Origin of the sequence: Archangium lipolyticum (assembly GCF_024623785.1) — a bacterium.
Lineage (GTDB): Bacteria > Myxococcota > Myxococcia > Myxococcales > Myxococcaceae > Archangium > Archangium lipolyticum.
This window is the reverse complement of sequence record NZ_JANKBZ010000024.1, coordinates 63,298-84,280: the sequence shown is the minus strand read 5'-3', so window position 1 is coordinate 84,280 and position 20,983 is coordinate 63,298. Positions and strand designations below refer to the sequence as shown.

Annotated in this window: 10 protein-coding genes; 7 read left to right on the top strand and 3 right to left on the bottom strand. The window is 69.2% G+C overall.

Annotated elements, in window-relative coordinates; all coding sequences use genetic code 11:
* Window positions 1–106: 106 nt before the first annotated feature.
* A complete protein-coding gene (locus NR810_RS36600; protein WP_257459360.1) occupies window positions 107–1,723 on the top strand; it encodes an NADP-dependent glyceraldehyde-3-phosphate dehydrogenase in 1,617 nt (538 codons plus the stop codon).
* Here the strand turns inward: NR810_RS36600 and NR810_RS36595 are convergent.
* Complete coding sequence (locus tag NR810_RS36595; protein ID WP_257459359.1) at window positions 1,720–7,446, bottom strand: AAA family ATPase; 5,727 nt, start codon at window positions 7,444–7,446, stop codon at window positions 1,720–1,722. The two genes, NR810_RS36600 and NR810_RS36595, sit on opposite strands and share 4 nt — an antisense overlap.
* A 404-nt stretch (window positions 7,447–7,850) precedes the next feature.
* On the opposite strand from NR810_RS36595, the gene NR810_RS36590 reads away from it, so the two are divergent.
* The 4 genes from NR810_RS36590 (at window position 7,851) to NR810_RS36575 (ending at window position 15,973) form a co-directional block, all read left to right on the top strand.
* Window positions 7,851–12,527 carry an Ig-like domain-containing protein gene (locus NR810_RS36590; RefSeq protein ID WP_257459358.1) on the top strand — a complete coding sequence of 1,559 codons (4,677 nt, stop codon included), beginning with the start codon at window positions 7,851–7,853 and terminating at the stop codon, window positions 12,525–12,527.
* A 53-nt stretch (window positions 12,528–12,580) separates the two neighbouring features.
* On the top strand, window positions 12,581–13,321 hold the full coding sequence (locus NR810_RS36585) for a dienelactone hydrolase family protein (RefSeq protein ID WP_257459357.1): 741 nt from the start codon (window positions 12,581–12,583) through the stop codon (window positions 13,319–13,321).
* 211 nt (window positions 13,322–13,532) lie between these two features.
* Window positions 13,533–15,257 carry a restriction endonuclease fold toxin 5 domain-containing protein gene (locus tag NR810_RS36580; protein ID WP_257459356.1) on the top strand — a complete coding sequence of 575 codons (1,725 nt, stop codon included), beginning with the start codon at window positions 13,533–13,535 and terminating at the stop codon, window positions 15,255–15,257.
* A complete protein-coding gene (locus NR810_RS36575; protein ID WP_257459355.1) occupies window positions 15,254–15,973 on the top strand; it encodes an immunity 52 family protein in 720 nt (239 codons plus the stop codon). Before NR810_RS36580 ends, NR810_RS36575 begins: the two co-directional genes overlap by 4 nt.
* A 211-nt stretch (window positions 15,974–16,184) precedes the next feature.
* Here NR810_RS36575 and NR810_RS36570 read toward each other — a convergent pair whose 3' ends face one another.
* Entirely contained in the window at window positions 16,185–16,706 is a 522-nt protein-coding gene (locus NR810_RS36570) for a MarR family winged helix-turn-helix transcriptional regulator (protein WP_257459353.1), read from the bottom strand.
* A 108-nt stretch (window positions 16,707–16,814) separates the two neighbouring features.
* Between NR810_RS36570 and NR810_RS36565 the strand changes: the two genes are divergently transcribed.
* Window positions 16,815–17,825, top strand: coding sequence for an LLM class flavin-dependent oxidoreductase (locus NR810_RS36565; RefSeq protein WP_257459352.1), 1,011 nt, complete (start codon window positions 16,815–16,817; stop codon window positions 17,823–17,825).
* A 141-nt stretch (window positions 17,826–17,966) separates the two neighbouring features.
* Window positions 17,967–18,404: an organic hydroperoxide resistance protein gene (locus NR810_RS36560; protein WP_257459351.1), complete on the top strand. Its 438-nt coding sequence runs from the start codon at window positions 17,967–17,969 to the stop codon at window positions 18,402–18,404.
* Window positions 18,405–18,414: 10 nt separating this feature from the next.
* Here NR810_RS36560 and NR810_RS36555 read toward each other — a convergent pair whose 3' ends face one another.
* A complete protein-coding gene (locus NR810_RS36555) occupies window positions 18,415–20,979 on the bottom strand; it encodes a carbohydrate binding family 9 domain-containing protein (RefSeq protein ID WP_257459350.1) in 2,565 nt (854 codons plus the stop codon).
* Window positions 20,980–20,983 lie beyond the last annotated feature (4 nt).

The window sequence follows — 20,983 nt, the reverse complement described above, 5'->3', positions numbered from 1 at the left end:
GGGATCTTCCACCCTGTCAACGCACCAGTTCGGGCACTCCTGGCTTCAAAGTTCAAGAGCGCGGAGGCGTCCCGGGTCGTAGATAGTGTCGTCGAAAGGACTGCCCATGACGACCCTCGACGACCTCTTCCCATCGGACGAACAGATTCCAGCCAGCGTGCGGCTCCCCGCCTATCTCGAGCAGCGAGAGTACCTCGTCGGTGGCGAGCTGTTGACCTGGACCGGTGAGCTCAACCCGGTGCAGAGCCCCGTCTACGTGAAGACGCCCCGGGGCCTCGAGCCCAAGGTGATTGGCGCCACGCCCCTTCTCACCTCCAAGGAGTCCCTCGCGGCGCTGGAGGCCGCCGTGCGCGCCTATGACAACGGCCGCGGCGTCTGGCCGTCCATGCGCGTCGCCGAGCGCATCGAGCACGTCGAGCGCTTCCTCGTGGCCATGCGCGCCCAGCGCACCGCCGTGGTGAACCTCCTCATGTGGGAGATCGGCAAGACCCAGGCCGACTCCGAGAAGGAGTTCGACCGCACCATCGACCTCATCGTCGAGACCATCCGCGCTCTCAAGGAGCTCGACCGCACCTCGTCCCGCTTCGTGCAGGAGCAGGGCATCATGGCGCAGATCCGCCGGGCCCCCATCGGCGTGGCCCTGTGCATGGGCCCCTACAACTACCCCCTCAACGAGACCTTCAGCACGCTCTTCCCCGCCCTGCTCATGGGCAACGCCGTCGTCTTCAAGCCGGCCAAGTTCGGCGTGCTGCTCATCCGCCCCCTGCTGGAGGCCTTCCGCGACAGCTTCCCGCCCGGCGTCATCAACATCATCTACGGCCGGGGCCGCGAGACCGTCGGCGCGCTCATGGAGAGCGGCAAGGTGGACGTCTTCGCCTTCATCGGCACCAACAAGGGCGCCAGCGAGCTCAAGCGCATGCACCCCCGGCCCCACCGTCTCAAGGCCGTGCTCGGGCTCGATGCGAAGAATCCCGGCATCATCCTCGAGGACGCCGACCTCGACAACGCCGTGAAGGAGTGCATCACCGGCACCCTGTCCTTCAACGGCCAGCGCTGCACCGCCCTCAAGCTGCTCATGGTGCACCGGAGCATCGTCGGGCAGTTCCTCGAGCGCTTCACCGCCGCGGTGGACAAGCTGAAGCCTGGCATGCCCTGGGACCCCGGTGTCGCCATCACCCCCCTGCCCGAGCCGGGCAAGACGGCGTACCTGCAGGGCCTCGTCGACGACGCCGTGTCCAAGGGCGCCCGCGTCGTCAACAAGCTCGGCGGGAAGACGCACCAGTCCTTCTATTCGCCCGCCGTGGTGTACCCGGTGACGCGCGACATGCGCCTCGCCACCGAGGAGCAGTTCGGCCCCGTGATTCCGGTGATGGTGTTCGACAATGACGAGGAGGTCGTGCGCTTCGTCGTCGACTCCAACTTCGGCCAGCAGCTGAGCATCTTCGGACGGGACTCGGCGCGCGTCGGCAAGCTCATCGACGCCTTCGCCAACCAGGTGGGCCGCATCAACCTCAACTGCCAGTGCCAGCGCGGACCCGACACGTTCCCCTTCAATGGCCGCAAGGACTCGGCCGAGGGCACGCTGTCCGTGGCGGATGCGCTCCGCGTGTTCTCCATCCGCACCCTCGTCGCGGCGAAGACCACGAAGGAGAACACCACCCTGGTGCAATCCATCCTCACCCGCCGCGAGTCGGACTTCCTCACCACCGACTTCCTCTTCTAACCCTTCCGTGCCTCCGCTGGCGGCCCGGCGCGGGGCAGCTCCACCCGGACCGTGGTTCCGGCTCCCACGGTGCTCTCCACCCGCACCGTGCCGCCCAGCGCGGTGACGATCTCCCGCACCAGGTGCAGCCCCAGCCCGAGGCCTCCATAGGAGCGCACGGACACCGCCCGCTCGAAGCGCTCGAAGATGTGCGGCAGGCGGTCGGGGGCGATGCCGATTCCCTGGTCCCGGACGAAGAACCACGCGGTGCCCCCCTCCACGCCCGCGGCCAGCTCGATGGGGCTGCCCGCGCCGAACTTGATGGCGTTGGAGAGCAGGTTGACCAGCACCTGCGTCAGCCTCGCCGCGTCCCACCTCCCGACCAGTGGCTCCTGGACGTGCAACACCAGGGGGCTCGCCGCCCGCTCCAGCGGCTCGCGCAGCCGCTCGGCCACGCCCCGGATGACCGCGGCGAGGTCCACCTGCTCCAGCTCGAGCTCCAGCCCCCCTGACTGGAGGCGGGAGACATCCAGCATCTCCTCGATGAGCCGCGCCAGCTTGAGGGACTGCTGGTTGATGGTGTGCATGGCACGCAAGGAGCTTTCTGGCAGTCCCGGCGGGACTTGCCGCAGCAGCCCCTGGACCATCAATCGGAGTGACGTGAGGGGCGTCTTGAGCTCGTGCGAGGCCACGCTGAGGAACTCGTCACGCGAGTGGATGGCCTCCTGCGCGTCGCTGTACAGCCGTGCGTTGTCGATGCAGACGGCGACCCGCCGCGCGAACTCCTGCGCCAGGCGCAGATCCGCGTCGCCATACCTGCGGCCGGGTGCGCCCGAGACGAAGCTGATGGCCCCCAGGGTCCTTCCCCTCGAGATGAGGGGCACGTGCATGGCCGTCTTCGAACCGATGAACCGCATTCCCTCGACGTAGTCGGGGCCGAAGCCATGCTCCTGGAACGTGGTGTCGGAGAGGACCGGCCGCAGAATGGGCTGTCCCGTGCGCAGCACGCGGGCCAGGGCGGCCGGGGAGTTCCAGTCGGCCGGGTAGCGCGCCAGCAGCGCACGCAGGGTGGCCTCCTTCTCGGGGTCCACGTGGGTCATCGCCACCTGGTGCAGCCGCTCTCCCTTTTCGATCATGGTGACGGTGCACCAGTCGGCGAGGAACGGCACCACCAGACGTGTCGCCTTGGACAGCATCCGCTCCGGGTCCAGCGACTCGGCCAGCGTCAGGCCCGCCTCGGCCAGGAAGCGCACGGCCTCCTCGGCCCGCCTTCGCTCCTGTACCTCCACCTTCAGCTGCTCGAAGAGCTGGCTGTTCTCCAGCGAGATGGCGATCTCCGTGGACAGGGTGCGCAGCACGCCGACGCGCTCGGGCGTGAAGGCACGGGTGGCCAGGTCGTTCTCCAGGTAGAGCACCCCGACGGTCCGCGTCTGCCGCTGGATGGGCACGGCCAGGGCGGACTTCACCGTGCGCCGGATGACGTAGGGGTCCGTGACGAAGCGGCCCTGGTGGGCGGCATCCGCCAGGACGAGCGTGTCGCCCGTGCGGTAGGCGTGCTCCACCACCGTGGCCGGAACCTGGTCCGAGGACGACAGCGCCACACGCTCCAGGCTGACGGGCTCCGGGATGGCGCCCACGGCACGCACCATGAGGGCGCCCGCCTCGTCCAGCACGAGCGCCCCACGCGTGGCGCCCGCCGCCTCGAAGCACACGGCCATCAGCTTCTCGAGCAGGCGGTCCAGCACCACCTCGCCCACCAGCGTCTCGGAGGCCTTGAGCAGGCTGAGCAGGTCCAGGGAGGCACCCGCCGGCATCCCGCTCCCAGGTGCGGAGGCGGGCGCACCCCAGGTCCTGCCTCCCACCGGCTCGAGGTCGGGGAACTCCTCCTCGAGCAGGGCCACCTTCGCCGTCGCGCCCCAGCGGGCATAGACCTCCTGTGCCGTCCGCAGGTGGAGCGCGGCGAAGCGCTTGCGGCCCAGCGAATGGTAGAAGCGCCCGGCCAGCTCGTTGGCGAGCGCCTCGTCCTGGAGGAAGCCCTCGGCATGGGCTCCGTCGATGGCGGCGTCGTAGAGCTCCATGGCCTCCAGGTTCCGTCCCTCGAGGCGGGCCACCTCGGCACTCAGGAGCTGGCACTTGTGGCGGAAGTTCTCCGGGCACTCCTCCGCCCAGACGTCGAACGGGCGCTGATGGGTGGCCAGCCGCGCCATCACCTCGCTGCGCTCCTGGGGCGTGGCGCCCCCGTGGGCCGCCAGGGTCAGGGCCGCATAGAAGTTGAAATCGATCAGGGAGATGAATCCCCGGACGTGCTCGAGGTACGGCACCGCCGCCCGGGATGCCCTCAGGGCCTCCTCCAGGTCGCCCAGCAGGTACGACACCTGGGTGCGCAACAGGTAGAACATGAAGAGGGTGGCGGGAATCGTCTGGTCCGCGCCGATCACCGTGCGCTCCTGGAAATCGTCGTCGTCGAAGCGCGCGGGCTGGCGGGTACGCCCCTGGAGGGCACGGATGGCCTGACGGCAGACGAAGACCACGTCGCTCGCCACCTGCACGCCACTCTTCTTCAGGAAGGACTGCCAGGTGTCGATGGAGCTCAGCACGCGGTTGAGCTCGGTGCCCAGCGAGAGCTCGGTGGTGATGGTGGTGGTGAGCGAGTTGGCGGCGAAGATCAGATCTCCACTGGCGAGACCCGTGGCCAGGGCCCGGCGCAGCAGCGGAATGTTCGTGCGCAGCGGGACCCTCCAGTGGTTGATGAGAAGGGTGAGCGCGAGGAGCACCCGGCACTCCTGGCGCGGGTCTCCCATCCGCCGGGCCATCGCCATCGCCATGTTGCCGAAAGCGTAGGCGGCCTCGTGCCGCCCCTGGATGGCCAGCATCGAGCCGTGACTCGAGTACACCGTGGGCGACCAGGACGAGTTGCCATGCTTCAACGACAGGTTGAGCGCGCGGGTGTTGATCAGCGCGAAGAGGTTCGGATCCGCCAGGAGGGCGGCGGGGGCGAGCTCCGACAGGAGCCGCACGCAGGCGAGCTGCTCGGGATCCTCCATCCTGGGCGCCTCCAGGAGATCCTCCGCCGAGCGGCCCCGCATGTTCTCCTCCATCTGCGCCAGCTCGAGCGCGAGCGCCTGGGGGAGGTCCCGCTCCGGCAGCTCCATGCCGAACAGTCGCAGCCCCTCGCGGCCCCATTGGAGCGCCTCCTGGTAGTTGGCGTGCATCAGGCGGGCGAGGAGCTGGATGATGTAGAGGTCCACCTTCTCCAGGTGGGAGGGGGCGTACTCCAGGGCGGTGTGCACCAGCTGCCCGGAGAGCTCCGGGTCGCTCGCGAAGTAGGCGCACTCCGCCGCCTCCTTGTGCAGGTGGAAGACCTGAACGCGGTGCTGGGGCCATTGCTCCCGGGGGAGGAGCGCGATGGCGCGCATCAGGTACACCAGGGCGGCACCGAAGGCGGAAGAGGCCTTGGCCTTGAGGCCCGCCTGGTGGTTGAGCCCGGCCAGCTCGAGCCGCTCCTCCGGTCCGCTCACCCGCTCCAGGCCGCGGTGGAGGTGGTCCACGATGGCGAAGAGCCGCTCGTCGAGCAGGTTTCCGGAGGAGGCCCGCAGGAGCCGGCGTCCCGCCTCGTGGTGGAGCCGCGTGCGTTGTTCCCCGGAGAGCAGCGAGTACGCGGCCTGCCGGACCCTGTCATGCGCGAAGCGGTACGTCGCGTCCTGGAGGGGGGAGTCCGAGGCCATCGCGGAGCCGTTGGCACGGGGATGCCGGGAGCCCTCCTTCTCCGGCAGCAGCAGCCCTTCCTGGAGGATGCTCCACAGCGCGGAGGCCGCATCGCCGCAGGAGTCTCCCACCAGGTCCGAGAGCAGCCACAGCTCCACGCGATCCCCCAGGCACGCGGCGACCTCGAGGACGTACTGGGCGCGCTCGGGGAGCCGGCGGATGGCGGCGATCATCAGCTCCACCACGTTCTCCGTCACCTCCACCTGCTCGAGGCGGGCGAGGTCCCACCGCCAGGCGTTCTCCTCGAGGTCGAAGACGAGGAGGCCGGACTGGTGGAGGAAGCGCAGCAGCCGGTGGACGAAGAGCGGGTTGCCGGCCGTCTTGCGCAACACGAGGTCCGCGAGGGGGCGGGTGCGCTCGGGAGGTTGGAGGAAGGTGTCGCCGCACAGCGCGGTGAGGGCTGGCAGGTCCAGGGGCGGAATCCGGAGGGTCTGGAAGCGCATCGCCCCGGACGCGTGGAGGGCGTCCAGGGTCGGGCGGAGGGGATGGTTCGCTTCGACCTCCTCGTCCCGGTAGGCGCCGATGAACAGCAGATGATGCGACTCCGGGTCCATGGTCAGGCTCTTGAGCAGCTGGAGCGAGCCAGGGTCCACCCATTGCAGGTCGTCCAGGAAGAGCACGAGCACGTGCTCCTCGGAGGAGAGGGCCTGGAGGAAGGACTGGAAGACGAGGTGCAGGCGGGCCGCCGCCTCCACCGGCTCGAGCCGGACGGGCGCGGGTTGCTCACCCAGGAGCGTCTCCAACTCCGGAACGATGTCGATGATGACGCGGGCGTTGGCGCCCAGTGCCGACAGCAGCCGGTCCCGCCAGCCGTTCCGGACCTCCGGGGGCTCTTCCCCCAGCGCATGGAGCAGCTCGTTGAACGCCTCCACGAAGGCCGAGTAGGGCACGTTGCCCCGGAGCTGGTTGAACTTGCCCTGGAGGAGGCTGCCTGCGCGCCCGAGCGGCTTGCGCAACTGCTGGACGAGCGCCGACTTGCCGATGCCGGCGGCCCCTTCCAGGATGACTCCCTCGCTCGCGCCGCGGCGCACCCGCTCCAGGGCCTCGCCCAGCACCTCCTGCTCGCGCTCGCGGCCGTAGAGCCGCTCGGGAAGGGAGAGCTGCCGGGCCAGGTCGAGCCGGCCCAGCTCGAACGAGTCCATCGCGCCCGAGGACTTCCGGCGCCGGGCTTCGTGGAGGTCGGCGAGGAGGGCCTCGGCGCTCTGGTAGCGCTGCTCGGGCATCTTCGCGAGCAGCTTCAGCACGACGTCCGAGAGCAGCTTGGGAACGGCGGGGTTGGCGAAGACCGGTGGGACGGGGGGCCTCGCGAGGTGGGCGTGCACCAGCTCGACGGGGTCCGTCGAGACGAAGGGGGGCAGGCCGGTGAGCATCTCGTAGAAGGTCGCACCCAGGGAGTAGAGGTCGGCGCGGTGGTCGATGGGGCGGTTCATCCGCCCGGTCTGCTCGGGCGCGACGTAGGGGAGGGCCCACTGGAGCTCTCCGGGTGCATCGCCCGGTGGCGCGAGCCCCGCGACCTTCGTGGAGAGGTCGAAGTCGATGAGGATGAGGTGTTGGCTGTCCGCGCCCACCACCAGGTTGGTGGGGTTGATGTCGCGGTGGATGACGTGCTGGCGGTGGAGGCTCTCGATGATGCCGGCCAGCTGAACGGCGAGCTCCAGGAAGACATCCACGGCCACCGGCTTGTGGTGCAGCCACTCCTGGAGATTCTGGGGTCCGGCGTCCTTCAGGACGAGCGCTGGCAGCTTCGCCGCGTCCTCTTCAAGCGCGACGGGGCTGGCCACACCAGGTACCTGTCCATGGAAGGAGCGCAGGATGGAGAATTCATGGTGCAGCATCGCGCTGCTGCTCGAGGCGAGCGGGCCGGCACGGACCTTCTTGAGCACCAGGGGCTCGCCATCCTGCTTCTGTCCTCGCAGCACGACGTAGCGGCGCCCGCGATGGATTTCCTGCAACCCCCTCCTGCTGACTGCTTCGAGCATCGCGGACTCCTCGCTTGGGCGGGAGGCACTCCGACGGACGATCATCCTCCTGGGTGCCTGCCGTGAGGCATGTCCAAGCCACGAACCCCCCTGATGCGGCTCCCACCCTACTGAACATCAGGACGGAGTAATTCCGAGGCACGACGGCCGGGAGGCCGGCGAGGTGCCCTCCAGGGTCAGCATGGCTCCAGGTGCTGAACGCGAATATCTGGCAACTCAAGACATTCTGGCGGGGGGGACTGGTTTGGCGAGCACCGAAACTGGGATGATCCATCCACGCGCCACCGACCAACCCGGGGGTTCTCATGCGCAAGCTGCTGTGGTCCGTCGTCCTTCTCGGAGCTTCCTGGCTTCTTCCGGGGTGCGAGCAGCGGCCGGAGACGGCCTCCCCGGAAGGTCCTTTCGTGAGTGGCAAGCTCCGGCTCGCGAGCCCCTCCCGGGCCGTCCCGGACCGCTACCTCGTCGTCCTCGAGGGCGGGAAGGGCCTGGCCCCGGAGGACACCCGCAGGAGCATCACGGCCCTCGCGGGGGCGCACGGCGCCCAGGTGCGGCGCACGTACACCCACGCCTTGAACGGCTTCACGGCCGCCATGTCAAAGGAGGCCGCGCGGCGCATGAGCACCGACCCGCGCGTGCGCTACATCGAGCAGGAGCGCGTCTTCCGCCAGTCGGGCACGCAGAACAACGCCATCTGGGGCCTGGATCGCATCGACCAGCGCACCCTGCCGCTCAACGGCACCTACACCTACGAGTACACGGGCTCCGGTGTGCACGCGTACATCGTCGACACCGGTGTGCTCTCCACGCACGTCGAGTTCAGTGGCCGGCTCCGTCCCGGCTTCGACGCCATCGGAGACGGACTCGGGACGGAGGACTGCCGCGGGCACGGCACCCACGTGGCCGGTACCGTGGGCGGCAGCACCGTGGGCGTCGCCAAGGATGTGTTGCTCCACCCGGTGCGTGTCCTCAACTGCGAAGGGGAGGGGACCCTGGAGCAGGTGCTCGCGGGCATCGATTGGATCGCCGCCCATCACGAGAAGCCGGCGGTGGCCAACCTGAGCCTCGGCGGCGAGGCGACGCAGTCCATCGATGACGCGGTGGAGGCCACCATCGCGGCGGGCATCACCTTCGTGGTCGCCGCGGGCAACGATGGATGGGACGCGTGCGCCACGTCGCCCGCCCGCGCGCCGCGAGCCCTCACCGTCGGCGCGACGGACGACACCGACACCCGCGCCTGGTTCTCCAACTACGGCTCGTGCGTGGACCTCTTCGCCCCGGGCCAGGGCATCCTCTCGGCCTGGTTCACGGGCAACACGGACATGGAGCTCGGTGACGGCACCTCCATGGCGACGCCCCATGTCTCCGGTGCCGTCGCCCTCTACCTGGAAGGGCATCCCACGGCGACGCCGCAGGAGGTCACCGAGGAGATCCTCGCCCGCTCCAGCCCCAATCGTGTCATCGAGCCCGGCCTGGGCTCTCCGAACCGGTTCCTGCACTCGGCCTGCATGGGGAAGAACGACGCGGTGCGCCCGCAGGCCCTGCTCACCGCGCCCGCCAACGGCGCCACGCTCCAGGGCAACGTGACCTTCACCGCCACGGCGTCCGATGACGTGGGCATCACCCGGGTGGACTTCTATGTCGACGGCCTGCTCGTCGGCTCCGACACGACCGCTCCGTACGCGTTCGTCTGGGACAGCCGGGAGCACAACAACGGTGTGGCCACCTTCACCGCGCGGGCCTTCGACGGGGGCTGCAACAGCGCGGCCAGCTCCGTCACGGTGACGCTCGACAACCCGGGCATCGCCAGCTTCGACCCGGTGCTGGGCGTCCCCCGCTGCGAGACCGCGAGCAGCCAGTGCGATTCCATGGAGCTGCTCGCTGGCCGGGGCGGCATCCTGGGCCCCGAGCTGAACGAACCCAACACCCTGAGCAGCTCCTGCGCGGACGGGGAGGGGACTCTCTACGGTGTGTACCAGTTCGACCCCTCGCTGGAGCGGCTCAAGGTCGTGCGGGTGGATGGGACGCCCCTCGCCACCGGCAAGGAGGTGACGCTCGAGGCCAGCTTCTGGGCGAGCCTCGAGCCCGCCGGTGAGCGGCTGGACCTGTACTATGCGGCGGATGCGAACGCCCCGTCCTGGACGTACCTCGCCACCCTGGAGCCGTACTCCAGCGGCTATCAGACGCTCTCGGCCACGTACCTGCTCCCCGCGGGCTCCCTGCAGGCCGTCCGTGGCGTCTACCGGAGCCATGGCATTCCCCAGGCCTGCTCCCCGGGCGAGATGGACGACCATGATGACCTGGCGTTCCTCGTGGGCACGGAGGTGGACACCACTCCGCCCTCCGCCTCCCTGACCGCCCCGGTCCCTGGCGCCACCGTCAAGGGCACCGTCACCCTCTCGGCCTCCGCCTCCGACAACTTCGGCGTGGCCCGCGTCGACTTCTACGACGGCTCCACCCTGCTGGGCTCCGACTCCTCCAGGCCCTTCTCCTTCTCCTGGGATACCCGCTCCGGCGCCAATGGCGCCCACTCCCTGTCCGTCATCGCCTTCGACGCCGTGGGGCTCTCCTCTTCCGCCTCCTCCGCCGTGGCCGTCACCGTCGACAACGACCGGACCGCTCCCACGGTGTCCCTCACCGCTCCGCTCCCCGGTGCCACCGTCTCCGGCTCCCTGACCCTCTCGGCTTCCGCCTCCGACAACGTGGGCGTCACCAAGGTGGAGTTCTATGACGGCACCACGCTGGTGGGCTCGGACACCTCCGCCCCCTACGCCGTCTCCTGGAACAGCCGCAACGGCTCCAACGGCCCGCGTTCCCTCACCGCCAGGGCCCTGGACGCCGCGGGCAACAGCGCTACCTCGGACGCCGTCACCGTCACCGCCGACAACGACTTCACCCCTCCCGCCGTCTCGCTCACCGCGCCTGTCGAAGGCGACACCCTCACCGGCACCGTCACCCTCTCCGCCAGCGCCAGCGATGACAAGGCCATGTCCAAGGTGGAGTTCCTCGTCGGGACCTCCGTCGTCTGCACCGACACCTCGGTCCCCTACTCGTGCAGCTACAACACCCGCGGCCTCGCCAACGGCCCGCGTGTCCTCACCGCCAGGGCCCATGACGCCTCCGGCAACACCGCCCCGTCCACCGCCGTCAATGTCGTCTTCGACAACGACCTGACGGCGCCCTCCACCTCCATCACCGCTCCGTCCGCCGGTGCCATCGTCAACGGCACCGTCCTCATCGAGGCCATCGCCAGCGATGACCGGGGCACCGTCTCCAAGGTGGAGTTCTACCTGGGCACCACGCTGCTGGGCACCGCCACCACCGCGCCCTTCTCCTTGTCCTGGGACACCGCCAGCCGCGCCAATGGCGCCTATATCCTCAAGACTCGTGCCTACGATCCCTCGGGCAACTCCGCCTACAGCCCCGACGTCACCGTCAACCTCGTCCAGCTCGGTACCGCCGAGTACGACGCCACGCTCGGTGTGCCCCGGTGCTCGGCGGTGGCGCATCGCTGCGACACCACGACGTTGGTGAAGGGCCGTGCCAACCTCGGCCCCGAGCCCCACCAGCCCAACACCCTGGGCGGCTCCTGCCCGGACGGCACCAGTGGCTTCTTCCACTCCAGTCCGTCCATCGACCAGGTCCTGGTCTCGCGGGTGGATGGAACGTCCTTCGCCGCTGGCAAGGAGGTGAAGGTCGAGGTCACCGTCTGGTCGAGCGTGCCAGCCAATGAGCGGCTGGACCTGTACTTCGCGGCGGATGCGAGCGCGCCCTCGTGGACCTATCTCACGACCCTGACGCCTCCCGGCTCCGGCGCACGGGTCCTGTCCACCACGTACCTGCTCCCCTCGGGCTCCTCGCAGGCCGTGCGTGCCGTCTACCGGAGTGGTGGGAGCTCCTCCGAATGCTCCGCCGGCACGACGAACGACCACGATGACCTGGTGTTCTCCGTGGGCACGGACGTGGACTCCACTCCGCCCTCCGTCTCCCTCACGGCTCCGGCCGCCGGCTCCACCCTCAAGGGCACCGTCACCCTCTCGGCCTCCGCCTCCGACAACTTCGGCGTGGCCCGCGTCGACTTCTACGACGGCTCCACGCTGCTCGGCACCGACACCACCGCGCCCTTCTCCTTGTCCTGGGACTCCCGCTCCGTTCCCAATGGTGCCCACTCCCTCTCCGTCATCGCCTTCGATGCCGTGGGTCTCTCCGCCACTGCCTCCGTCGCCGTCACCGTCAACAATGACCTGATCGCTCCCACGGTGGCCCTGACCTCCCCGGTCTCCGGTGCCACCGTCTCCAACTCCATGACCGTCTGGGCCTCCGCCTCCGACAACGTGGGTGTCACCAAGGTGGAGTTCTATGACGGCACCACGCTGGTGAGCTCGGACACCACCCCCCCCTACGCCGTCACCTGGAACAGCCGCAACGGCCCCAACGGCCCGCGTTCTCTCTCCGCCAGGGCCCTGGACGCCGCGGGCAACAGCACCACCTCGGCCCCCGTCACCGTCAACGTCGACAACGACTACGCCCCTCCCTCCGTCTCGCTCACCGCTCCCGTCGAAGGCAGCACCCTCACCGGCACCGTCACCTTCACCGCCAGCGCCAGCGATGACAGGTCCATGTCCAAGGTGGAGTTCCTCGTCGGGACCTCCGTCGTCTGCACCGACACCTCGGCCCCCTACTCGTGCAGCTACAACACCCGCAACCTCTCCAATGGTTCGCGTGTCCTCACCGCCAAGGCCCATGACGCCTCCGGCAACACCGCCCTGTCCACCGCCGCCAATGTCGTCTTCGACAACGACCTGACGGCGCCCTCCACCTCCATCACCGCTCCGTCCGCCGGTGCCATCGTCAGCGGCACCGTCCTCATCGAGGCCACCGCCAGTGACGACCGGGGCACCGTCTCCAAGGTGGAGTTCTACCTGGGCACCACGTTGCTGGGCACCGCCACCACCGCGCCCTTCTCCTTGCCCTGGAACACCACCAGCCGCGCCAACGGCGCCCAGACCCTCAAGACGCGTGCTTTCGATCCCTCGGGCAACTCCGCCTACAGCGCCAACGTCTCCGTCACCGTGAGCAATTGACACCGGGAGCGCCGGTCTCTGATAGGAGCGGGCGACGTCACCCGGGAGCTTCCATGCCGATCGAAACGTCCCCGCAGCTGCACACGGAGTTCCTCGACTACACCGAGGGGGACTCCGTGTTCGAGGCCTATGTCGCCCGCCCCTCGGACACGGGCGCTCCGCGTCCGTGTGTCCTGGTCGCCCATGAATGGAGCGGATTGAACGGTGCCATGCGCGCCATGGCGGAGAAGGTGGCCCGGCTCGGCTACGTCGCCTTCGCCCTCGACGTCTATGGCAAGGGCATCCGGGGTTCCGAGACTGGCGACAACTCCCACCTGATGGACCCCCTCATGGCGGACCGGGCCTTGTTGCGCCGGCGCCTGCTGGCGGGGCTCGCCGCGGCCCGGCGGCATCCCTCGGTCGACACTCGCAGGATCGCCGCGATCGGCTACTGCTTCGGCGGGCTCAGCGTCCTCGACCTGGCGCGAGCCGCTCCGCCGGACCTTCGCGGCGTCGTGAGCATCCACGGCGTGTTACAGCCGCCGAACCTCGGGGCGCAGGCGCCCATCACCACCCGCGTGCTGGTCCTCCACGGCTGGTCGGATCCGCTGGCGCCTCCGGCCGACGTGGTGGAGCTCGCCCGCGATCTGACCGGGGCGGGGGCTCCCTGGGAGCTCCACGCCTACGGTCACGCCCAGCATGCCTTCACCTTCGCGGGCGCGAACATGCCCGAGCGCGGCATCGTCCATCATCCCGAAGCCGACCGGCGCTCCTGGATCGCCCTGCGGACTTTCCTGGAGGAGGTCCTGTCCTAGCCCGGATCATTCACAGGGGCTTGGTTCGAGTTTCGCGGTTTTGGGCGGCGAGGAGGAGCGAGCGGCGGATGATCAGGTGGGCTGAGGAGCCCTCGTGCCCTACAGAGTCATGGTGAATGAGTACCGAGGTCCTGGGGTGGGGGAGGGCGGCGGTACGCAGCTTGAGGCTCGGCGGAGCTCGCAGCGCAGACCGTGGTGGGCGTCGCGGGCGGTGCTGCTGCTGCTCGTCGGGCTGCAGACGGCGTGCGCGACGGGCTCCCCCATGGGCGGGATGCTGGTTGGCGGTCCACGCCATCGGTGGCGGGTGCAGCGCACGAGTCCCAGGCCACAGGAGGTCGCTGCCCGGGCCCAGGGGGGGTCTGCAACGAGGACCGGTGAGGCCATCGCGGACCTGGAGGACACTGCCGGTAGCGATGAGGAGCACGAGGTCGGTGTTGCGCTGGAGGGGGGCGAGGCCGAGGGGGCACTGACGGCGGAGAGGCCGCGGGCTCGGGCGCGCGGCGCGAGCGAGGGAGACGAGGAAGAGGCCCTGGAGGGGAAGGGCGTTGGGTGGCGGGATGGAGTGGGCGACGGGCGGCCGTTCGAGGTGCCCATGACGCTCGACTACTTCCAGGGGTTCCTCGTGCAGGCGGGGATTCCCAGCACCGCGTTGCCCAGAGACGGGCGCACGCTGTCGCCTCAGCAGGCGCTGGAGCTGGTGCCACATCTGCTTTCCACGCCGGTAACACGGGGTAACTTCGGGCTCCGCCGCATGGCAGCGCACCTGCTGTTGGGGGTGGCTACGGGTGGCGAGATGGTGACGAGGGACGAGCTCCACGCGCGCATGCGGCGCTTTTCGCGGTTGCTGGTGCTTCGTCCAGACGGATACCTGGTAAGGGCCACCTCTGGAGTAGCGGTCCAGAAAGCCGGTCAGGTTGTGCTCGCCGAGGACGGGACGCTACGGGCCGGTCGCTTCGAGGTGGGTCCATTCTACGCCATTGATGGCGAGCGCCTCTTCCCGGTGGACCAGCAGCTCGAGGTGCCGAAGGGGGCACGGCCGGCGGGCCTGTATGAGCCCGACGACAACCCGGCGCTCGCGGTGGCCGAGGGCGCTGTCCTCGCGGTGGTGGATATGGTGGAGGGCCTCTACCGGCTCGTCTTCTATACGGGCGAGACGCTCGAGGGGCTGGCGCAGCTCCCCGGCGCGGTGAGGCAGCTTTACGAGAACTCTCCGCAGCTGTGGGAGGAGTTCCGCCACAAGCCCTATGCGGAGAAGGTACGGACGATCTCCCGGTTGGCGACGGGGACAGTCCTGACGGTGGGCACCTCGGGGGCGGGGGCTGCGAAGGCCGCGTCCTGGGGCGGCAAGCTCGGGAGTATGAGCGTGCCACTCTTGTCTCTCTCGGGTGATGGGCTTCTCGCGGTGCGCTTGGTCGCGGCTCCTGTTGGGGGCGCTGTTGCAGTAGCGGGAAACGCGCTGAGTGCCACCTACGTCCTGCACATGGCCAACATGGGCGCTCAGGGCGGAGGTGGCTGGCCTCCCTCCGGCGGTCCTGGGAAGTGGGAGCCGGCAAACGAGAGCATGTCGGAGGACTCTCGCTGCTACCAATGCCAGGTGACGGGGGCTCCGCCGGGGTGGGTCTACCGCGTCTGGAGGAATGGAGAGAAGGCGGACTTCGACGGTTACAGCATTTCGGAGGGTGTTCTGCAGGACGGCAAGGCGTTCAACTACGCCAAGCACTACGACGAGAAGCTCCATCCCAAGCGGTATTTCCAGGGCGCCAAGAAGCTCCTCGAAACCGCCAGGCGCCAGACCAGGGTGGCGAATGGAGTCCCTATCCGGTGGTACGTTGCGGAAGAGAGGATGGTCGGGATTCTCAAGAAGATGTTGGAGCAGGACGGTCTTCTTGGCATCGAAGTGGTTTACGAAGGAGCCGCGGTGAGGGGTGCCCCATGACGGAGAGCTACTATGCAGGCATCTACTGGCCGGCCCGGCTGGAATCCGCGGAGGAGTGTGCTCGCAGAACGGAGACGTTCTTCCGGCTCCTCGCGCGCTGCGACGAGATCTTTGGTCGATGGTATGAGCAGGCGGACTCGGCAGAGGAGGCGCTCCAACGCGGGTTCACGCCGAACTACGAGACCCTCCTGCGCTTCTATCGGACCGAGGAAAATCAACTCGGTATGGACGGCTTTAGCTTCTCTGCCTGGACAGGGCACGTTGACGACGGACGAGGGAGCATGGTGCGCATCACGTGCGGGGACGCATCTGGGGCCTACCCAAACTGCTGCGTGCTGCACCTCCCATGGCCCGAAATCGAGCCAGAGGGAGCGCGCGTGATGACAACGCCCGTTCTCGTGAACGTCCTGCGGGCCATGGTGCTCGCGTGGGAGCCGGTCTTTGGCGTCGTAGCCAGCGACGAGTTGCGGTGGGCCCTACGGCCCGAGAGAGATCCGCGGGGCTTCGCGGGGTGGCTCACGTACGTGGCGCGCGTGCGCGGGGAGGTGCCTCCGCTGCCTCCGCCTGTCCAGGCGGAGCCGATTGAGGACAAGGGCACGCTCATGGTTCTGGCACCGGAGCGTGTGAGCGCGTCCAATCCCCAGCACTTGTCTCTCGCGCACAGGGCCCAAGAGGTGTTGGACGCGAAGGGCTTACTTCGCCCTGTGCTCTCGTAGAGGCAGCGTGACTGACCCTGGTTGGCATGAGGGTTCGCAGAAATCGTGGCGCGCAGACAGTGGTACGCCGCACGGCCTGACGGCTCCAGCTTTGTGGTTCCTCGAAACCCATCGCGCCGACAAGAGTGGGTTCAGGGGCCGACCATGGCTGAGCTTGGCCGGTCCCCCGGGGAGTCTTCGGACCCGCAGCCCAACCAGGCGGCCCGTCCGCTCAGGAGTGCTCGCTCTCCGCGTCCGACTCGCGCATGCCTCGAGCGAGCCGCTTGAGCGAGCTGCGCAGCTCCACCAGCTCGATGGGGGCGAGCGGGAGCTTGCAGAACATCTCCTTGGGAATGGACACCGCGCGTTCGCGCAACTGCTGGCCGGCGGGGGTGAGGTCCACCAGCACGCGGCGCTCATCCTCCGCCGCACGCCTGCGGGCCACGAGCCCGTTGGCCTCCATCCTCTTGAGCAGGGGCGTGAGCGTGCCGGAGTCGAGCCCCAGGGCCTCGCCCAGCTCTCCCACCGTGCGCGGCGTGCGCTCCCAGAGCGCCATCAGGGCCAGGTACTGCGGATACGTGATGCCCAGCGGCTCGAGCAACGGCCGGTAGAGCCGCGTGAGCAGATTGCTGGCCGTGTAGAGCGCGAAGCAGAGCTGGTGCTCGAGCCGGAGGGGATCCTCCACCTCGCCTCCGCGTGCCATGTCCGGCTCACGCGTCTCTGGAACAGTCCCACTCTTCTTCTTCTGCGCCATACCGCCCCCAGCCCTGATGCACTTCACGTAGTGCACCGTTATATGGCGTGCAATGGAATCACACTCCCTTCTTTCCGCTCCCCTGGTCTGCTCGCGAGGGACCTCCCCATGCCGGTGAAGATTCCTTTTTCCGTCCTCGACCTCTCGCCCATCGTCGAAGGGGGCGACGCCGCGCAGGCCCTGCACAACACGCTCGACCTCGCCCGCCATGCCGAGCGTTGGGGCTATCAGCGCTTCTGGCTGGCCGAGCACCACAACATGCCCGGTGTGGCGAGTGCCGCGACCTCGGTGGTGATTGGCTACGTGGCCGGTGGCACCTCGACGATTCGCGTCGGCGCGGGGGGCATCATGTTGCCCAACCATGCGCCGCTGGTGATCGCCGAGCAGTTCGGCACGTTGGCGTCGCTCTATCCGGGACGCATCGAGCTGGGCCTGGGGCGCGCGCCGGGCACCGACCAGGTCACCGCGTATGCGCTCCGGCGCAACCTGGCCAGTGACGCCGACACCTTCCCCCAGGATGTCGTCGAGCTCATGGGCTACTTTCGTCCCGCCGAGCCCGGCCAGCGGGTCCGCGCCGTGCCCGGCGCCGGTCTGAAGGTGCCGGTGTGGATCCTCGGCTCCAGCCTCTTCGGCGCGCAGCTCGCCGCCGCCCTGGGCCTTCCCTACTCCTTCGCCTCGCACTTCGCGCCGGGCCAGATGATGGAGGCCATCGAAATCTATCGCAGCCGCTTCCGCCCCTCGGAGCACCTCGACCGGCCCCACGTCATGCTGGGCCTCAACGTCTTCGCGGCCGACACCGACGCGGAAGCCCGCCGGCTGATGACCTCCCTGATGCAGGCCTTCGTCAACCTGCGCCGCGGCCAGCCGGGTCCCCTGCGGCCCCCCGTCGATGGCTTCGAGAATCAGATGTCACCCCTGGAGCGCGCGGGCATCGAGCAGGCGCTCTCCTGCTCGGTCGTCGGCTCGCCCGAGACCGTCCGGCGAGGGCTCGCGGACTTCATCGCCCGCACCGGCGCCGATGAGCTGATGGTGACGTCACAGATTTTCGACCACGCCGCGCGCCTGCGCTCGTTCGCCATCACGGCGGAGGCCCGGGACGCGCTCGCTCGCGCGAGCTGACGCAGCACGCCGGTGGAGGAGCGGTCATCCGATGACCCCAGGCTCCACCGGCCTCCTTCCTTCAAATTAGATTGCGCACAATTAAATTGGGGTCTACATATCTCTCGCGGCCAACGAAGCCGACCCAACAAGGAGAATTCAATGAGCAACGCCCCCACGGTTCTCGAGAAGCGCCTCTACACCGCCACCGCCACCGCCACCGCCGGGCGTGAGGGCCGGGTGAAGAGTGACGATGGCAACCTGGATGTCGCGCTCGTTCCGCCGCGCGCGCTCGGCGGCAATGGCGCCCCCGGCACCAACCCCGAGCAGCTCTTCGCGGGCGGTTACGCCGCGTGCTTCGGAAGCGCGCTCGCGCTGGTGGCCCGCACGCAGAAGATCGCCACCGGGCCGGTCTCCATCACGGCCAATGTCGGCATCGGGCCGGTGGGCAAGGGCTTCGGGCTCGCCGTGGAGCTCATCGCCTCCATCCCCGAGCTGCCGCGCGAGCAGGCCGAGGCGCTGCTGCGCGCCGCCCACGAGGTCTGCCCCTACTCCAACGCCACGCGCGGCAACATCGTCGTGGACCTGCGGCTGGCCTGAGCCCGGCGCGTCACACGCCCCAGTACCAGGTCCACTTCACCAGCAGCGCGTCGTTGGCCGCTCCCGCCAGCAGCCCGTGCGGCATCAACGTGTGGGGCGGACGGACGCCGTCCGCCACCGGGAGGCGCTGCTGCCCGCGCGAGTACACCACGTACAGCGTCGAGCCCAGCCGGTACTCCCAGCGCAGCACCACGTTGAGGTTGAGCCCCACGTCGTGGAAGTCGTCCGTGTTCTCGTGCTCCACCGGCCTCAGGCTGGAGAAGCGGATGGGCGTGCGCGCGGCGTCCGAGACGCCCTCGTAGTAGGTGCCATACGCGCCATACGTGGTGAAGAGCTGCGCGTACGCCTGAAGCGTCAGCTTCGGCGTCACCACCCACTGCTGGCGCAGCGTCAGGGACAGCGTGTCCGACAGCAGGGGGCTCAGCAGGAAGCGGCCGGCTCCGAGGTCCTTGATGAAGCGTGGCCCCGTGGGGGTGCGGTCCAGGAAGAGCTCCAGGTTCGTTTCCAGTGCCGGGTGGGGCCGCACCGTCGCGTACAGGTCCGCCTGCCAGCCCCACGCGGGCGCCACCGGGCCCGCCCGGAAGTGATACGCCGCCGCCAGGCTGCCGCCGGCCACGACGGGCCGGTTCTCGTTGCTATCCGCGAGGATCGTCAGGAACGCCGTGCTCGTGTTCTCCAGCGGCACCCCCGAGTTCTTCAGCTCGCGCACGTCCCAGCCGCCGAAGTCCGCGCCCGTCTCCACCGCGAGGGTGTCGAAGCTCGGCAGCTGCACGGTCGAGTTGAAGTTCACCCAGCTGCCCCGGTTGAGGCCCCGGCCATCCGTCGTCCACCGCGAGCCTCCGGACATGTTGGCGGAGAGGGACTTCAGCGGCCCCATTCCGTTGGGGCGCGCGTAGCGCAGCGCGACGCGCGGCGCGTGCTCGTTCTGCGTGCGCAGGAAGCCGCTGGGGTTGAGATCCAACCGCGGCGTGGTGAAGTCATCGCCCACGTCCCAGCGGAAGCCCTCGCCCCCGTACTTCCCCGCGCGCACGTAGCCTCCCAGGCCCGTGTCCCCCCGGCGCAGCACGGTGCCATCCCGCAGGGTGCGCTCGGGCGGGCCGCCCACCACCTGTGAGGCGTCCACCTGCCCCATCAGCGCGTATTGCCCGTCCGCCGTCCGCAGGTCGAAGTCCACCGCCGCCGCGTTGCCGCCTCGCGCCAGGCACGGCACCGGTTGCAGCTCCTCGTCGAGCGCCGCGTCCTCGGCCGTGCAGCGGCCGGTGAGGGGCGTGGCCATCGTCACCATGCCGCCCACGCGCGAGCTCGTGCCCACCTTCCCGCGCACCACCGCCGCCAGGTAGTTCATGGGCACCATCGGGTCCGTGGGCAGCGCGCTGTTGGGGCCCAGGTGCAGCGGACGCGTCAGGTACAGGCCCACGTTCCGGTCCGGCCGCTCCTCGTCCACGTCTCGCCGCCACGGCCCGGTGACGACGGCGTCCAGCACGCCCAGCTCCACGCCCTCGGCCACCGTGCCCGTCAGCTTCGCCGCCCCGAGGATGGGCGTCTGAAGGCCGATGCGCCTCGAGTAGAAGAGCGTCTGCGGCATGTCCGCTCCGCCCACCTGGTTGAAGAGCTCCATCCCCTGCGTGAAGAAGGTGCGCTTCTCCGGGAAGAAGGTCTCGAAGCTGCTCAGGTTGAGGATGAGCTGGTCCGCCTCCACCTGGCCGAAGTCCGGGTTGAGCGTGGCCGTCAGCGCCAGGTTGCTCGTGAGGGCCGTCCGCAGGTCCAACCCCACGTCCAGCGATGGGTCCACCAGCCGCGGCCAGGGCCTCGCCGCGTCCGAGAACTGCGGCCGGGCCACCGTGCGCGCCGCCAGGTACGGCACCAGCTCCAGCGCCCGGTAGGGCCTCACCTCCATCCCCGTCAGGTGCCCCAGGCGCGAGACGATGGCGCCGCTGGTGCGCGGGTTGAGCACTGACTCCAGCTCCTCGTTGCGGCGCGCGATGTCCCGGCGCACCGAGAAGCCCCACGTCTGCATCGGCGACTCGGGGAAGCGCAGCAGCGACAGGGGAATGGCGAGCTCGGCCACCCAGCCCCCCTCGAAGCGGCCCGCCGCCCCGTCCCACACCCCGTCCCAGTCCGCGGTGTAGTTCTGGTCGTCGTAGTGCAGCCCGTCCTCCTGCACGCCCCCCGCGTTCACCGAGAAGACGTAGGCCGTGCGGTGGTCGTGCGTCGTGTCCAGCAGCACCTTCACCCGGTCCGAGTACAGGTCGCTGTCCCGCCGCCCCAGGTTGCGGTTGATGAGCGCCGGCTCCGAGTCGTGGCAGGTGATGGCGAAGTAGACGTTCCGGTCGTCGTAGAGGACGCGCAGCTCGGTGCGCTCGCTGGGCGTCTTGCCCGCCTCCGGGAAGCGCTGCACGAAGGCGTCGAACACCGGGGCCCTGGCCCACGTCTCCTCGTCCAGCCTGCCGTCCACCGCCACCGGGCCACTGGCCCGCGCCGCCCGGAGGAACTGGTCCCGGCCCGGACCTTCGACGGCCGCCGCTGCCACCCCCGCCCACAGCAATCCCGCGGTCAGCGCCCACGCGCGCGGCATGTGG

Bases quoted from the DNA above. Each gene is read 5' to 3' on its own strand.
- NR810_RS36575 (WP_257459355.1), top strand. From the start codon at position 15,254: ATGACGGAGAGCTACTATGCAGGCATCTACTGGCCGGCCCGGCTGGAA.
- NR810_RS36600 (WP_257459360.1), top strand. From the start codon at position 107: ATGACGACCCTCGACGACCTCTTCCCATCGGACGAACAGATTCCAGCC.
- NR810_RS36585 (WP_257459357.1), top strand. From the start codon at position 12,581: ATGCCGATCGAAACGTCCCCGCAGCTGCACACGGAGTTCCTCGACTAC.
- NR810_RS36570 (WP_257459353.1), bottom strand. From the start codon at position 16,706: ATGGCGCAGAAGAAGAAGAGTGGGACTGTTCCAGAGACGCGTGAGCCG.
- NR810_RS36595 (WP_257459359.1), bottom strand. From the start codon at position 7,446: ATGCTCGAAGCAGTCAGCAGGAGGGGGTTGCAGGAAATCCATCGCGGG.
- NR810_RS36555 (WP_257459350.1), bottom strand. From the start codon at position 20,979: ATGCCGCGCGCGTGGGCGCTGACCGCGGGATTGCTGTGGGCGGGGGTG.
- NR810_RS36560 (WP_257459351.1), top strand. From the start codon at position 17,967: ATGAGCAACGCCCCCACGGTTCTCGAGAAGCGCCTCTACACCGCCACC.
- NR810_RS36565 (WP_257459352.1), top strand. From the start codon at position 16,815: ATGCCGGTGAAGATTCCTTTTTCCGTCCTCGACCTCTCGCCCATCGTC.